The organism is Methanocella sp., from assembly GCF_035506375.1.
GTDB lineage: Archaea > Halobacteriota > Methanocellia > Methanocellales > Methanocellaceae > Methanocella.
In genome coordinates, this window is sequence record NZ_DATJPM010000080.1 from 44653 (window position 1) to 59329 (window position 14677).

General features: G+C 56.7%; 14 protein-coding genes and 1 tRNA gene. 10 read left to right on the forward strand and 5 right to left on the reverse strand.

What is annotated here, in order from left to right; all coding sequences use genetic code 11:
* Positions 1-330 precede the first annotated feature (330 nt).
* Positions 331-1806, reverse strand: a complete 1476-nt coding sequence (locus VMC84_RS11025) for a DHH family phosphoesterase (RefSeq protein ID WP_325380702.1) — start codon at positions 1804-1806, stop codon at positions 331-333.
* A 186-nt stretch (positions 1807-1992) separates the two neighbouring features.
* Here VMC84_RS11025 and VMC84_RS11030 point away from each other — a divergent pair.
* A tRNA-Lys gene (locus VMC84_RS11030) sits at positions 1993-2069 on the forward strand.
* 152 nt (positions 2070-2221) lie between these two features.
* On the opposite strand, the gene VMC84_RS11035 is transcribed toward VMC84_RS11030, so the two are convergent.
* Both VMC84_RS11035 and VMC84_RS11040 read right to left on the reverse strand, forming a co-directional pair.
* On the reverse strand, positions 2222-3193 hold the full coding sequence (locus VMC84_RS11035) for a radical SAM/SPASM domain-containing protein (RefSeq protein ID WP_325380585.1): 972 nt from the start codon (positions 3191-3193) through the stop codon (positions 2222-2224).
* Positions 3194-3966: 773 nt separating this feature from the next.
* Positions 3967-4779, reverse strand: coding sequence for a class I SAM-dependent methyltransferase (locus VMC84_RS11040; RefSeq protein WP_325380587.1), 813 nt, complete (start codon positions 4777-4779; stop codon positions 3967-3969).
* 115 nt (positions 4780-4894) lie between these two features.
* Between VMC84_RS11040 and VMC84_RS11045 the strand changes: the two genes are divergently transcribed.
* Both VMC84_RS11045 and VMC84_RS11050 read left to right on the forward strand, forming a co-directional pair.
* Complete coding sequence (locus VMC84_RS11045) at positions 4895-5278, forward strand: universal stress protein (protein ID WP_325380589.1); 384 nt, start codon at positions 4895-4897, stop codon at positions 5276-5278.
* 148 nt (positions 5279-5426) lie between these two features.
* Entirely contained in the window at positions 5427-6047 is a 621-nt protein-coding gene (locus VMC84_RS11050; protein ID WP_325380591.1) for a YkgJ family cysteine cluster protein, read from the forward strand.
* Between the two features lie 34 nt (positions 6048-6081).
* Here VMC84_RS11050 and VMC84_RS11055 read toward each other — a convergent pair whose 3' ends face one another.
* Both VMC84_RS11055 and VMC84_RS11060 read right to left on the reverse strand, forming a co-directional pair.
* Positions 6082-7380, reverse strand: a complete 1299-nt coding sequence (locus VMC84_RS11055; protein WP_325380593.1) for a preprotein translocase subunit SecD — start codon at positions 7378-7380, stop codon at positions 6082-6084.
* On the reverse strand, positions 7373-8368 hold the full coding sequence (locus VMC84_RS11060) for a protein translocase subunit SecF (RefSeq protein WP_325380595.1): 996 nt from the start codon (positions 8366-8368) through the stop codon (positions 7373-7375). The genes VMC84_RS11055 and VMC84_RS11060 overlap by 8 nt, the downstream gene beginning before the upstream one ends.
* Positions 8369-8573: 205 nt before the next feature.
* Between VMC84_RS11060 and VMC84_RS11065 the strand changes: the two genes are divergently transcribed.
* The 7 genes from VMC84_RS11065 (at position 8574) to VMC84_RS11095 (ending at position 14654) form a co-directional block, all read left to right on the forward strand.
* Positions 8574-8822, forward strand: coding sequence for a DUF7123 family protein (locus tag VMC84_RS11065; RefSeq protein WP_325380597.1), 249 nt, complete (start codon positions 8574-8576; stop codon positions 8820-8822).
* 103 nt (positions 8823-8925) lie between these two features.
* Positions 8926-10029, forward strand: coding sequence for a hypothetical protein (locus VMC84_RS11070; protein ID WP_325380599.1), 1104 nt, complete (start codon positions 8926-8928; stop codon positions 10027-10029).
* Between the two features lie 69 nt (positions 10030-10098).
* The gene (locus VMC84_RS11075; RefSeq protein ID WP_325380602.1) at positions 10099-11247 is read left to right on the forward strand and encodes a DUF362 domain-containing protein; all 1149 of its coding nucleotides are present in this window, start codon (positions 10099-10101) and stop codon (positions 11245-11247) included.
* 4 nt (positions 11248-11251) lie between these two features.
* Positions 11252-11992, forward strand: coding sequence for a hypothetical protein (locus VMC84_RS11080; protein WP_325380604.1), 741 nt, complete (start codon positions 11252-11254; stop codon positions 11990-11992).
* Entirely contained in the window at positions 11989-12549 is a 561-nt protein-coding gene (locus VMC84_RS11085) for a thymidylate kinase (protein ID WP_325380606.1), read from the forward strand. Before VMC84_RS11080 ends, VMC84_RS11085 begins: the two co-directional genes overlap by 4 nt.
* Positions 12550-12586: 37 nt before the next feature.
* Complete coding sequence (gene aroE / locus VMC84_RS11090; protein WP_325380608.1) at positions 12587-13393, forward strand: shikimate dehydrogenase; 807 nt, start codon at positions 12587-12589, stop codon at positions 13391-13393.
* Positions 13383-14654, forward strand: coding sequence for a prephenate dehydrogenase/arogenate dehydrogenase family protein (locus tag VMC84_RS11095; RefSeq protein WP_325380610.1), 1272 nt, complete (start codon positions 13383-13385; stop codon positions 14652-14654). The genes aroE and VMC84_RS11095 overlap by 11 nt, the downstream gene beginning before the upstream one ends.
* Positions 14655-14677 lie beyond the last annotated feature (23 nt).

Here is a 14677-nt window from a genome sequence, read left to right on the forward strand (position 1 = left end):
TGTACAAAGGACACAAAGCCGGTTCATCGGCGATCAGGGCACGAAGGATACAAGGGCACAGTGGAATGAAACAAGAGTACTTTTTGCCATCGTGCCTTCATATCCTTCGTGCCCTGATCGCCGATGAACCGGCTTTGTGCCCTTTGTCTCTTAATTATAAAAAAGTCTTCGTGATCCTCCGTGCCATAGTGCCTTTGTGGTGAAAAATAGTGCCCTCCGTACACTCTGAGACTTAAAAGGGCATATTCAACACAGCAAATAATTTTTAAAAGTCTTAGAGTCGCTTCTTGGCTAAAAAACTCTTAGAGCAACTTTTTTGAGTGGCTTATTTCACTCGGCCTGGCCTTCCATGCCCACGGCCCCGAGGAACCGGCGAGTGACGGCCTCTTCGGTCAGTTTCATCAAGATAGCGCGGTCCTTGACGCCGCTGAAAACGCCCAGGGGGATCTGCGCCGCGGCCGTCTTCTGGTGGCCGCCTGCCGAGCCGATCTCGCCGAAGGCCTTCTGGATGACGTCGCCGATATTGATGCGGATGTCCTTGCTCCGGGCCGAGATGACGATGCGCTCCTCCGATATGCCGAAGACGAGCACCGTGGAGATGCCCTCCAGCTTTAGAAGATAATCGGCGGCCTGGGGCAGGGTGTCCCGGTCATGGATGAACCCGACGTTTGAAATAAGATAGCTGCCCTCGATCTTCTTATTCCGTATCGCGACGCCCAGGACGTCCATCGCCTCGGGGGACATGGAGGGCGTCTCGATCTGCGACAGCAGGTCCTTGTCCACGAACCCGTAGAGATACGCGGCCGCGTTGAGGTCGGCCGCCGAGGTGTTCCGCCTGAACTCGTTCGTGTCCGTCCGGATGCCATAGAGCAGAGCCGTCGCCAGGTGGCTCGAAAGCTCGAAGTCCAGCTCCTGCACGTACCGGGCCATCATGGTGGACGCCGCGCCCACTTCCGGGCGGATGTCGACGAAGTCCGCGTTCAGCCCTGCGCCTTCAGGGAGCGGGTGGTGGTCGATGACGATGTTGACTCGCGTGTTCGGGGGCAGCGAGTTGTTCTTCCCGGGCGTGTTGCAGTCCACGAGAGCGATGACGGGATATTTATCGAGGACTCCGTTGGCGATGTGGACGAGCGGGATGTCCAGGAGATTCACGAAGGCCCGGGTCTCGTGGTGGCCGATCATGCCATAGTACAGGATGTCGGCGCTCCTGCCCAGGCTCTCGGCCATGGTCCGGAGGCAGAGCGCGCTGGCGAAAGCGTCGGAGTCGGGGTTGTCGTGCACGACGATGCCGACGCGCTGGCCGGCATCCAGCGATTTTATGTAGCTCATGAGCTGCCAGGAGGCCCCGTGGAGCTCCATCTTTTGCAGCTCGTTTAGCGCCTCGTCCGCGACGATGGTGGGCGGGTGGAGCACGATGTCGGCGCCGGCCCGGTAGAGCTCGTCGATAGTGAGCAGGTCCACGGCCCGGGCCATGACGAACGGGGCGGGAGTGTGGCTTTTCACGTATTCGAGGGCCTTGACGTTGGCGGCGTGGCTGGAGCTGAGGATAAATATGCCCTCGACGCCCTTGATGGGCAGCTTCTCGAGGACCCGGTAGGAGCCGATGTCGCCCTCGATCGCCTCGTAGTCCTGCTCGCGGAGCGCCTCGACCCTCGCCGGGTCCGCGTCGACTATTATGAAATCCTTTCGGGATTTGGTCAACTCCCGTGCGAGCGCGACTCCGATGCTGCCACCGCCGAGGATTAGGTATGTGTATTTTTGCTTGTGTAAAGGCGGGAGTTCTCCGAGCTGTTTTACCTGAACGATAAGCCCTCCGTTCTCGTTTTTGTTTTTTCCTTAAAAGGTGCGATAGGTATGATGAACGTTGATAAACTTTGTGCGGGCGGCTTATTTTTCGTTTTTAACCACAACATATATATGCAAGATATGACTATAAAAGGTTCGCTGCGCCGCATCGGAAAGATGCATATAAAGGCGCCGCTTTTGTGTCTTGGGCCCGTGGCTCAGTCAGGCAGAGCGGCGGACTCTTAATCCGCATGCCATGGGTTCAAATCCCATCGGGCCCGCCACGTACGTTTTATCTCTTTTAAAATCTCCTCTACGTAAGCCGATTTTTCGGATTGGAGGGCACGTGGTTATTTTCAGATAAATGATAATATAGCCATAGTGGATTTGATCCGTCTGCCTTCATTTATCTCAGGGCAGGGCTCGGCGCAGTCAGTCACATAAAGTCGCATTTCTCGCACAGTTCTAATCCTCTGCGGCCTGCTAGTATCTTTCTCCGGAGTTCCATGTACTTCGGTCCCCTCCATATGTCCACGAGGCTTTGCTTCGTGGTGTCACCCATCGTGACCATTCCCTTTGAATCATTGCTACATAACGTGGCTCTACCGTCAGATTTAACAACCATTTGAACGAATGGATTGAAACACGGGATGCCAATAGGAGGTATATTTGACCGGTTCTTCGCTTCCCCTGCTCGAGTAGTAAGTCGTTCGGTTAAAAGCCGGAATTGTATATTTAACCGGCCGTTCTGATACTCGGGCTTTTCTTTGGCATACTCATAAACCGCTAATATGGGCTCTATGAAATCAAGATCGTCGCTGTAATTATCTAATTTCATATAATCGAGGTATCTCATCAGTTCGACGAACTTCTCGATGGTGATAACTTTACCGTTCGTCCACATGATGAGTGTGGCGTCCGGCACCTTCTCCCTGGCATATCGTGCGAACTCGATAATGCGTTTATCAAGTAGAGGCTCATTATTGGAGTATAGGTATATTTCACCGGTGTAGTTCATAGCGCCGAGCTGGTCTATTAAATTATGGAAACGATCGGCAGGCATCATAATTTTTGGCTGGTCGTTGTTGTACACATTAACCGGGCAGAACTCACACGTGTTGTTGCACCAGTTCGTTGTCTCGATCTCTATCGCTGAGAATAGAGGGAAGGTCCGCTTGTGAAGATGCTCTGCCAGTCCGGCATACATCGGCTTTAATACTTTTACATCCCAATTCCGGCGCCATTTAATGTATGTAGCCTCCATTAACCGTGGGGCCTTATGGAGCATGAACGTATATGCGTTATGCATCCACATGGGCCGGAACTGATACGGGTGAGTGATTATCCTGTCCCCCGCCGGCATTCTTTTGGTTATTTTTTTATAAGCTTTCCTCTGCCTCTCTATCATCCTAATGGTCTTTTTAGTAATATTACCATCCTTCTGCTCTCGTTTAACATTATAAAGCCAATAACGTACTAAGCGATTACAAAGTAAATAATTAAAAGGTAGTATGTATAATAATATATTAATTTATTTCTATAAATTTTTTAATTATTAATTGCTGTGTTGAATTACTCCCGTATTTTAAGTTTTTGAAGAGCATTGAGGGCACTATTTTTCACCACAGAGGCACGATGGCACGGAGGCCCACGGAGTTTTCTTTTTAGATTAAGTTACAAAGTACACAAAGCCGGTTCATCGGCGATCAGGGCACGAAGGATACAAAGACACAGTGGAATGAACAAGAGCACTTTTTGCCCCTGTGCCTTCTTATCCTTTGTATCTTATAAGTTCAAAAAGCGGCTCTGTGCCCTTTGTCTCTTAATTATAAAAAAGTCTTTGTGGGCCTCCGTGCTCTTCGTGCCTTTGTGGTGAAAAATAGTGCCTCCGTACACTCCGAGACTTAAAAGGGCATATTCAACACAGCAATTATTAATTTAATATGATACGACTATCCTTCACATGCCATAACGCCCGGTAACAATAATTTAAAAAATAGCCGGAAAGTTGTGGGGAGACCGCGTTTAGTTAAAATTATCTTAGCCTGTCTTCCTTATGCAGCAACCCGCACCCGTCGAACCTGCACGCTAAAGCCATGGTGTATGCGACTCTGCCATATCGTTTCCTCCATTCAAAGGCCTCCCGGGATACTTCCCCATCCGAAGTATAAGTGGCCACATTTAAGCCGGTTTTCGTGCTATCGCGTACAGAGTTTTTGTCACTATCTCAATGCCGTCGGATGTCCTGCATTTTTCAAGCTCATCCGCGATATCGGCCCGTGCCTGCGGCCGAAGGCTCTCCGGGACGTGCCTCAGGAAATTTCCAAACGAGCTGGCTTCGTTGAACCTGAATACCTCTTCCGGCGAAGAATAATATCGTTTACTTGTTCTTTTAACAATTTCGATATCCTCAAAGCCCGCGTCCTTCAGTAGCGTATCAAGCTCATTTTCCGTGACGGGCTTACTGGCGTCTTCGGCCGTCTTCACCCGCCCCGCATAAGGCGTCTGGGTAAAAAGCCGGTTCGTTATGCGCTTGACTCCCGACGGGTTTTCACGGTCGCCCGTCGTGATGCCCACTTTTCCGCCAGGCTTGAGCAGCCTATACGACGAGGCAAGCGCTGTCGGCTTGTCGTCGATCCAGTGGAAAACGGAACAGTAACATACGTGGTCGAACGTCCCTGCAGAAAAGCTGCCCGGCCTCTCGCCGCTACCGATGGCGAACTGCACGTTCGCGTCGTTCAGGCCTTTCAGCTTATCACCGGCCACGCCGATACGATAGGGCGACGGGTCGATGCCGACCACGCGGCCGTGTGGCCCCAGGACCGTGGATAAGTACATCGACAGGCGCCCCGTGCCGCATCCGACGTCCAGCACTGCATCGCCCGCCCGTATGCCCATCATTTTTGCCAGGAGCACTCCTCTTTTAAACTGGCTATCGCTGATATGGTCATAGCTATCGGCCAGCTCCTGCGCGTCGTGGCTTATATCGCTCATATTTGTACAATGACGCGATGAGCGCCATATAAAATAAACTTTCTATTGCCAGTATCCATGAGGCGCGGTTTACCTTCGACATCTTTAAAGCTATGCAAGCCCTATTTTTTTTACGATGAAGATTCTTCTCGCCACAGACGGCATGCCCCACACCGACAAGGCCGTTGAGTATGCCATCGAGTACGCCTCGCGCTATAAGGCCTCGCTCTTCGTCGTTTACGTGCTCTCCCCGGGCAGTGACCAGAAGGCTGCCTATGGGGAAGGCAAAGAGGCGGTCCAGGGCGTCAAGCTGAAAGTGCTCACGAAGGGGGTCGGCGTCACGACGATGCTGGAGCAGGGGGAGCCTGCGGAGACGATCGTCAGGACGGCCGACAAGATAGGGGCGGACGCGGTCATCATGGGCGCGTCCGGGAAGTGCGAAGGCAGTAAGCGGCCGCTGGGCAGCGTTTCGGCCAGGGTGGCGCAGGATGCCTGCTGCTCCGTCATCATCGTAAGGTGAGGTTCGGGTTAAAATGACCGGGCGTTGCCCGCTTATAGATAGAATGCCCGCCGCCTATTAGTACCGGGTCCTGGAATCGTGTACAATAGTCACCCTTAGAGGCAAAAAGCTAATAAGCAACCCGCCTTAAACCATTTCCGAACGCAATATGGCTTCGGAAGAACTGGCGCAATTTTTCCGGGCGAACCCTCAGGTCTACGGCCATGCGGGCCGCGAGGACCTGGACCAGCTTTCCCGTATCTGCGAGCTTTTTCCGGACAGCGCCCGCCTCCTGAGCGACGCGGAGGCCGTGGAGCTGCCCATGTTCGAGTGCAGGCGCTGCGGGCAGTGCTGCTCGTCTGTCCGGTACGTCACCGTATGCCACGCGGACGTGAAGCGGTGGGTCGCACAAAAGAGGCTGGATATTCTGGAGGGCCTCGTCATTGACCGCCGGAGGACGCCGCTCCTGGCCATTCGGAAAGATAGTATCAGAGCTGCAAAAGAAGAGGCGCGGGCGCTCCTTGCGGAGGCCGGCCTCGAAGACGAGCATGTTTTTGAAATTTTATATGTGACAAAGCTACTTGAGTGTGCCGTATACGTAAAACGCGCTGGAGGCGCCTGCGCGCTCCTCCGTGAGGATGGCGGCATGGCGACGTGCGGCATACAGGACACGAAGCCCCTGGTATGCGAAAAGTTCCCCTATTATATCGGGAATTACACCGATGGCCGGCTGTTAAAAGAAGACAGCTTCTGCCCGTCTCTTAGCGATATAGCCAGGAAGCGGACTTAAAAAAAGATGCAGTAGGGGGCCGGCCCCCTACCCTTTACTTACTCAGGATGTCGCCGATGATCCGGCCGTATGCGGGCCTCGTTATGAGGATGCCGATGAACACGCCCAGGATGGTCGTGATGGCGAAGCCCTTGAGCGAGCCGAAGCCCAGGAAATACAGCGGAATCATGGCGACGACGACCGTTGCCGCCGAGGACACGATGATCCGGAAGGCGGACGACAGCTTCTGCAGGACCTTCTTCGTGGTCGGCGTCTTGCCCATGGCCATGACCTCGTCGGTGATGATGATAAGCTGGTCGACGCCCGTGCCTATGACGGCGATGATGCCGGCCACCGAAGGCAGGTCGATCTCCCAGCCGATGAAGGTCGCGACGCCAAGGAGGATGATCACCTCGAACAAGGATGTCAGGAACATGGGGAGGATGATCCTCGGCTCCCGGTAGCGGATGTACATGACGACGCCGATGGCGCACTGCGCCAGGATCATGCCGATGATGACCATGGTCTTGAACGTGGCGCCCTGCTCGGCGGGCACCTGGCCGGAGCTGACCACCTCGACGCTGACCGGCAGCGAGTGCTTCATGTGGACGCTGACGTCCCTGGCGAGGGCCTCGCCGTCCGTGCCGGAGCCCGTCATGGCGACCATCGTATCCACCGCCTTGGTCTTCAGGCTATTTGCCAGTTCCGCGGAGAGCGGCCGCGAGTAGAATACGTTGCCGTCCATGACCATCTGGACGTAGTGGCTCTCCGGGTCGGTGGTCGCCCCGTACTGGATGCAGGCCTGCTGGAACTTCTCCGCGCCGGCCTTCGTCAGAGTAAACGGCACGCCCCAGGCGGATCCGGAGACGTCCGACTGGAGTGTGGCTCCCGAGACCGCCTGCACGTCACTGCCGTCGAGCACCTTGACGGACTCGTTTCCCCGGGTCTGGATGCGGATCTCGAAAACGCCCTGCTTGCCCACGATGTTCATGGCATCCTCGTAGGGCACGCCCGCGAAATTAATTAGCACGTAGGCGTTGTTCTGGCTGTCCCGGACCGTGTTGACGGGCGTATTCTTGAGGCCGTACTCGTTGATCCTCATCTCCATGATGGACTTGGTATCATCGAGCAGAGCATCGGATATGGGCGCGTTCGGCGTGCTATTATTTATCAGCTTGAGCTTGAGGTACGAGCCGCCCTCGAAGTCCAGCCCGAACTTCAGGTTCGTGTTGAACTGGCCGCCGGTATAGCTCGGCGCCAGGAAGATGATCGACAATAAGATGGCGATGACCAGGATGATCACGCGGTAGTCCGTGAGCAGCTTCATCCACATGCCCTGCGTCTTCTCAGGCATATTTTGCCCTCCCCTGTGGAGACTCCATGTACCACTGGAGCAGCCCCGAGTTCAGGAACCATGTGTTCATGATGTCCGCGATGAGGCCGAAGATCATGACGGTCGAGATGCTTGCGAGCACCGGTATGGTCGAGAGCCCGAAGAGATACCCGTAGCTCGAGACGATGTGAAGCACCAGGAAGGCGACGATGGCCGCCCCCGTCATGGTCAGGCCCGTGGCCCGGCAGGACGTGATCTTCTTTTCCAGGTACTTCTTCTCGCCCAGCACTTTAGTCGTCAGGAGAATGTCCGTATCGACCGAATAGCCGATCAGCATCAGCAGCGCGGCGAACGTGCCGAAGGTGAGCTCGATGTGGAACACGTTCATGAGCGCGACGGCGATCATGATATCGGAGAAGGCGGACGTGATGACGGCGACTGACGGGACGAAGTCCCGGAAGATTATGAATATGACGATCGCCATGAGTATGAACGCGACCACGATGCCCAGAACGGCGTCGCTCTGGTTTGAGGCGCTGAAGGTACTGCCGGTGGTCGCCTGCGTGGCGTTCGGGTAGGCTTTCGCCAGGTACTCGGTCAGAGAGTTCAGCGTCGCCGTGTCCATGTCGCTGAACATGAGCTGCGCCGTGCCAAGGTTCGGGTCCCGGGTGATCACCTGAAGCGGGTAGGCGGAGAACTCGCTCTGGAGCGCGGCGTCCGTCTTATCCGTCTTAAAAGTGATCATAGTGCCGCCCTTGAAGTCAAGCCCCAGGTGCAGGGGCGACCCCGTGGTGACAAAAGTGAATCCCGTGATCAGCAACGCGATGGCCAGTATGGCCAGCGGTATGCCGATGGCCTGTTTGGTCGGGAGCTTAGGCCACTTGAGATTTGCGAAGGGCCCCAGGTTGCTTTCGGGCTCTTCTGAGGAGCTCTTTTTATCCTCTGTCTTTGCGGGGGCCTTTTGTTTTTTCGATTCGTCGGCCTTCGTCATTAAAATCAAGACCAACATAAGACGTTGATGCCTAAAAAAGCTTTTGTATACTTTTATGAATACAGCGGTATCCCGCGCCGCCTTCTTTCGGGACAGATTTATATATAAAAGACAATATCATTACCACTGCAGGTCGAAAAATCAAAAAAATTTTGCTAGAATCGAAGGTTATATATACTTGCTGGTTATATAGTATCTTTCAAGAGGGGAAGGAATTAAGACCATGTTAAAGAAGCTACAGTTAAAGGATAAATACAACCACAGCCAGGAAGTCATCATCGAGTACCTGAAGAACGGCCTGAAGGAAGGCAAGCAGTTCTTCAAGTCCAAGTACATCGCGAGGGACCTTGGCATGAGCCCGAAAGAGGTCGGGACGAACATGAAGATCCTTTCGGACGAGTGTAAGGACCTCCTCATTGAGAAGTGGAGCTATTCCAAGAGCACCACCTGGCGTGTCGAATCCGCCGCATAAAAACGTTTTTCTCCATTTCTCGACTTTATTTTAACCGTTCCTTTTCAATCGAGCATTCAGCATTTATAGTATTAGCTCTATTTGCCATATAAAAGGGCTATTTATGCAGGAGCAGGTGCTGGAAAGGCCGGGCTTAACCCTCCGGGAACGGTTCGACTATCGGCCGGTCGCGCTCGCCGCGCTCAACATCCTGGCCACCATGGCCGTATATCTGCCGTTCATCGGCAGCATGGACGACATCTACCGGTACCTGGACGGGCCCCTGTATATGTACGTGGCGAAGACGCTGTACGTCATACCGGCAACGAACCCCTTTAATCTGCCCGCCTACTACTTTGCGTGCCACCTGGCGCTTTACCCGCTCGCGATCAGGGCGCTCTCCTTCGTCGGCTACGACCACGCCATGATCCTCGTGGTCATCGCCGCGTCGACGCTGGCCACGGTACTATTTTACCAATTACTAAAAGAGTTCAAGTATTCTGTCAACCCTTTCTGGGCATCGGTCGTCTTTATCTTCTTCCCGAGCCGCTGGCTGCTCTACCACAGCGTCGGCGCCTCGGAGCCGATGTTCATTCTGTTGATCATCGCGTCCATCTACTGCTATAAAAAGGACCGTTATATCCTGGCCTTCGCGCTGGCCGGCCTGGCCTCCGTCACCAAGATCTTCGGCGTCCTCATGCTGGTCTCATATCTGTTGCTGCTCGTCCACGAGAAAAAATACCGGTATATACCTTATCTGGCCATCATCCCGGCATTCCTCGCGGCCAACTTCCTCGTCTACCAGCTCACGTACGGCGACTTTCTCGCCTATTTTAGGTGGAATGGCAGTTTCATGAAGCCGGTGCCGTTCATGAACTTCTTCGACCCGGCCTCGAAGGGCAACACGAATAATGCCGAGCTCTTCATGGGCTTCTACATCATCTATATCCTGGGGGCCCTTCGTCTCTGGAAGCGCCCCGAGCTGGCCTCTTTTTCGCTGGTCTACGTCCTGTTTATGGCATTCGTCGAGCACCCCGACGTGAGCCGGTATTTACTGCCGGCGGCGCCCTTCGCCCTCATCGTGGCATTCGACGACATCATCAGCCGGAAGGAGTTCATGGTCGTCTTTCCGCTGATCGTCGTCTTCGGCTACTTCTACTGCTGGGGTATCATACCGACCAACCTGATCGGCGCGGACACGTTCGCGCAGCTAATGGCCGGTTTGTAATAAAGCGAAAAATAAAAAAAGCTTTTATACCATCCATATGTTTTATGGTATCTAAAGGATGGAAAGCCTGTGACATTCGTATCAATAGTTAAGAACGGCGACCCGTCGAAGGCCGTCAGCGACGCCGTGCAGCTGGCGGGGGGGCTCGACGTCAGCGGCACCGTCCTCATCAAGCCGAACCTGAGCTGCGCCAAGCCATCGGGCAGCGGCCTGGTCACGAGCGTGGAAGTCATCACCGCCCTGGTAAAGATGGTCGCGGAGCAGGGCGCGAGGCCGCTCGTGGGCGACCTGCCCATACTCGGCTGGGACCCGAAAACGGTGTTCAACGCCTCCGGCGTCCGCGCCATCGAGAAGGCCGGGGGAGAGCTCGCCGACTGGAGCGACAGCCACATCGATATCTCGCTCCCCGGGGCGAAAACCCTGAAGCGGGTGCCCATCGCGAGGCCGGCCCTCGAGGTGGACGCCATAATCAACGTCCCCGTGCTGAAGCATCACTTTCTCACTCACCTTTCCGGAGGCATGAAGAACCTCTTCGGGCTCGTGCAGCCCGCGTTCCGGCCGAAGGTCCACGTCCTGGGCCTGGACGAGCCTCTGGTCGATTTTTACGAGTTCCTGAAGCCCCGCATCGCCCTCAACGTCATGGACGCGACGAGCATCGCCCAGTCGGTGAGGCCCGCGGGCCCGTACTACGGGCCGTCGGAGGCAAAATCGGCATACCGGGCAAACATGGTCCTGGCCAGTAAGGACGCCGTGGCCCTGGATGCCGTGGCCGCAAGCGTCATCGGCATTGACCCGGACGACGTCGAGATGGTGCGCATCGCCTCGGAGAGGGGCCTGGGCGACATCAACCCGCAGACCGTGGGCAACGCCCGGGGCGCCAGCGTGAAGATCAAAAGCTCGCTCATCGGCAGGGTCATACCCTATGTGGAGGACGCCTGGACAAGCCAGAGGCTCAACCGGGTCGCGCACCCGCTGGCACGGCGCATTTATGGCAATGACGTCGTATCGCTCAAAGAGGCGCGCAGGGAGATGAACGCCATCGACCCCTCGCGCATCGTCCTCGCCGGGAGCTGCACAAGATGCGGCCTCTGCATGAACGCCTGCCCGACAAAGAACATTTCGCTGAGCGAAAAGCCGACCTTCGGCTCGAAGTGCATCAAGTGTTTCATCTGCGTGGAGATCTGCCCTGACGGCGTGCTGGCCATCCAGAGGAAGTGATGCCATGCTGGGATTTACCCTGCGGGACACGCTGGGCTCCATCCTGGTATACGCTTACATCGCGATCATCTTTTTAGCCGTCGAGAGGCTGTGGAAGGGCGACCGGGCAGTGGGCAGGAAGATCCTGCACATCGCCATGGGGAACATCGTCTTTATCCTCATACTATTCGATAACTGGTACGCGGAGGTGCTCATCGCCGGCTCCGCCCTGGTTTTTTCTTTATTGATCACGCAGCGCATGCAGCTCTACTTTTTAAGCAAGCTGACCGTGAGCCCAGGCGGAGAGAGCGTTTTCCGCAAGGCGTACCGCAAGATCATAAAGAAGCTCTCTCTCATATCGGCATCGGACGCGGGGAACGAGTGGGGGCTGGTGTATTACTGCCTCATGTTCACGGTGCTCGCCGGGCTGTTCGCGAAGACCCCCGTGGTGGTCGCCGTCGGCATGCTGCCCCTGGCCTATGGCGACGGCCTGGGGGCCGTCATAGGCCGAAAGTTCGGCCGCCATCCGTACAAAATAATCGATAAGAAGAGCGTCGAGGGCTCTCTGGCCGTGTTCGCCGGCACGGCCGTCTCGCTCGTCGTGGGCATGGTCTACTACGGCGTGCAGCTGCAAAACGCCTTATGGATGTCCGCGGCCATCGGCATCGTGGTCATGGTCGTCGAGGGCGTGGCGCCCAAGGGCCTTGATAACCTGGCAATCCCCCTTTCGGCCGTCGTAATGTTTATGTTGTTCGGGGCGCTATGATGCGGCTCTACGTCATCGACGGCCTGGACGGCTCGGGCAAGGATACACAGGCCTATAGGCTAAAAGAGTACCTGTCTAAGGACGGCCGAGAGGTGGTTCTGCGCATACATCCCAGCCCCGATAACGCCTTCGGCCGCATATCTAAGCGCTCGCTGACGAAGAGCGGCCAACTCTGGCGCCTCGTCGCGACGCTATTCTATGGCCTGGACGTGGTGCGCTCTATCCTGCTCTATGCCCATGGCGACCGGGACGTCATCTTCGTCCGTTATACGCTTGCCTGCGCCTACCTGCCTCAGGCCCTCATCCGGCCCGTTTATGCCGTCGTGAATCTCATTCTCCCTAAGTCGCCGAACATGTTCTTTTTGGACGTCTCGCCCGGGGAGGCGCTGCGCCGGATAAAGGCACGGGGCGATAGCGAGGAGATGTTCGAGACGCTGCCTCACCTGGAGAAGAATCGGAATCGTGCGCTGCTTATTTTGGGGAACTGGAAGGTCGTTGACGGTAATGTGGCCCCCGAAGCCGTCTTCGACCAGATCGTAAAAAACATTACTCCGTAACAAAGTTTTATCATTATTCAACGCGATTTTTTTACGTATGATCACGATGTACGGCGTCATCGGCGACCCGATCGCGCATTCGCTCTCGCCCGCCATGCACAACGCGGCCTTCCAGGCCCTCGGCATGGACTGTTTTTACGCCCCTTTCCACGTAAAGGGCCGCAACCTCCACGAGGCCGTCAGCGGGGCCCGCTCGCTCGGCTTCGGGGGCCTCAACGTCACCATTCCCCACAAGGAGGCCGTCATCCGGTTCATCGAGGCTGACCAGGACGCCCGCAACATCGGGGCGGCCAACACCATCGATCTCAAGACAAATAAAGCGTACAACACAGACGCGCCCGGCGCCATCCAGTCGCTGAGGGACAGCGGCGTCGAAGTGAGGAACAAGAACGTGCTCGTCCTGGGGGCCGGAGGGGCGGCGAGGGCCGTCGCCTACGGGCTTCTGAAGAACGGCGCAACGGTTACGATCGCCAATCGCACCGCCCCGAAGGCGGCCGACCTGGCGGCATACCTGAGGGAGTACGGCGATGTCTTCGGCACGGGCATGGAACGGCTCGGAGAAAAGGTCGCCATCGCCGACGTCATCGTCAACACGACCACCGTCGGCATGGGAGAGGACGAGACGCTGGTCACGGCCGGCATGCTAAGGCCGGAACATGTGGTCTTCGACCTCGTGTATAAGCCGGTCGAGACGAAGCTCCTCGGGGAAGCGAAGGCGGCCGGGGCGAAGACCGTCGACGGCATCACCATGCTGGCGAGGCAGGGGGCCCTGTCATTCGAGATCTGGACGGGCGTGAAGCCGCCGCTCGGCATCATGGAGAGGAGTGCCCGGAATGCCGTTTAAGGTTCTTATCGTCGGCGGCGCCGGGGGCATGGGCCGCTGGTGCGCTACGCTATTCAAGAATGCCGGGCTGGAAGTGTCGATCAGCTCCCGGGGCGACGCCACGGACATGGCGCGCTCGCTGGGCGTCGGCCTGTCCCGGCCGGAGCACTCAGGAGCCTTTGACATCGTAGTCCTGTCTGTGCCGATCGATGCAATCGACCCCGCCGCTTCGGAGGCGGCGCCTAACATGAAGCCCGGCTCGCTGCTCATGGACCTCTCTTCCCTGAAAGTGAAGCCCATCGATGCGATGCTCAGGCACGCGCCGCCCGGCGTCGAGGTGATCGGCGCTCATCCACTTTTCGGCCCGGGCTCTGAAAGCCGGGGGATGAGCGTCGTGCTCGTTCCCACGGAAAGGAGCGAGCGCTGGCTGTCCATTATTAAAGATATCTTCACGGACGCCGGCTATGGGATGCTAGAGACGACGGCAGAGCGGCACGACAAGGCCATGGCGGTCGTCCAGGGTTTGACGCATTTCATGTACGTGTCCATGGGGCGCACCCTCGAAAAGGCGAACGTTGACCTGAAGGAAACATCGGCCTTCCGGACGCCGGTCTACGGCATCACAAAGGAGCTTCTCGGCCGTGTCCTGTCCCAGAGCCCCGGGCTGTACGCGCTCATCCAGTCGTCGGAACCAGCGGGCGAGATCCGGCGCGCCTACGTTGATGCCTGCAGGGAGCTGGCGTCGGAGCTGGACGCGGGCGACATTGAAAAATTCATCCGTGACTTCGAGTCCGCCGCCCGCTACTATGGCGATACCGCGGGCGCACGGAAGCGCTCCGAGCGCATCATCCGCTGCGATATGGAGATGCGGCGGCGGGTCCTGGACGCCGTGGGCCAGGAGCGCGCCTTCGAATACGGCGGCAGGGCGGTCAACGGCATCGTGAAAAGGGCCGGCCCCGACGACTTCACGCTGGAGACGCCCGACGGCCCAATGACTTTAAAGTACGAGGACGTTTCGGCCGCCAGCGGCACGCCCGGCGCCGGACCCTTCGTGGGCCGGGATATCCTGGTAAAGATGCCCATCGGTGCCGACCCTTCGGTACTCAAGGGGGTGCTGTCATATATCGAGGGCGTTCAGTGTACGGGCTTCGAGACCTCGGACGCCCCGGGGCCGGACTTCGTCGTCTGCCGCTTTACCATAAGTGTGCCGGCGGGACGGAGCGAAGAGGTATTACAGAAGATCTTGAAAACGATCTGGGGACTGGGGCTCGAGGTAAAATAGCCTGATCCTGTCAGCTATGCCGT

What these genes read in the sequence shown, in the direction of transcription:
- VMC84_RS11035 (WP_325380585.1), bottom strand. Translation starts at nt 3,193, where the DNA reads ATGATAGAGAGGCAGAGGAAAGCTTATAAAAAAATAACCAAAAGAATG.
- VMC84_RS11085 (WP_325380606.1), top strand. Translation starts at nt 11,989, where the DNA reads ATGATGCGGCTCTACGTCATCGACGGCCTGGACGGCTCGGGCAAGGAT.
- VMC84_RS11055 (WP_325380593.1), bottom strand. Translation starts at nt 7,380, where the DNA reads ATGCCTGAGAAGACGCAGGGCATGTGGATGAAGCTGCTCACGGACTAC.
- VMC84_RS11060 (WP_325380595.1), bottom strand. Translation starts at nt 8,368, where the DNA reads ATGTTGGTCTTGATTTTAATGACGAAGGCCGACGAATCGAAAAAACAA.
- VMC84_RS11040 (WP_325380587.1), bottom strand. Translation starts at nt 4,779, where the DNA reads ATGAGCGATATAAGCCACGACGCGCAGGAGCTGGCCGATAGCTATGAC.
- VMC84_RS11080 (WP_325380604.1), top strand. Translation starts at nt 11,252, where the DNA reads ATGCTGGGATTTACCCTGCGGGACACGCTGGGCTCCATCCTGGTATAC.
- VMC84_RS11095 (WP_325380610.1), top strand. Translation starts at nt 13,383, where the DNA reads ATGCCGTTTAAGGTTCTTATCGTCGGCGGCGCCGGGGGCATGGGCCGC.
- aroE (WP_325380608.1), top strand. Translation starts at nt 12,587, where the DNA reads ATGATCACGATGTACGGCGTCATCGGCGACCCGATCGCGCATTCGCTC.
- VMC84_RS11070 (WP_325380599.1), top strand. Translation starts at nt 8,926, where the DNA reads ATGCAGGAGCAGGTGCTGGAAAGGCCGGGCTTAACCCTCCGGGAACGG.
- VMC84_RS11050 (WP_325380591.1), top strand. Translation starts at nt 5,427, where the DNA reads ATGGCTTCGGAAGAACTGGCGCAATTTTTCCGGGCGAACCCTCAGGTC.
- VMC84_RS11065 (WP_325380597.1), top strand. Translation starts at nt 8,574, where the DNA reads ATGTTAAAGAAGCTACAGTTAAAGGATAAATACAACCACAGCCAGGAA.
- VMC84_RS11045 (WP_325380589.1), top strand. Translation starts at nt 4,895, where the DNA reads ATGAAGATTCTTCTCGCCACAGACGGCATGCCCCACACCGACAAGGCC.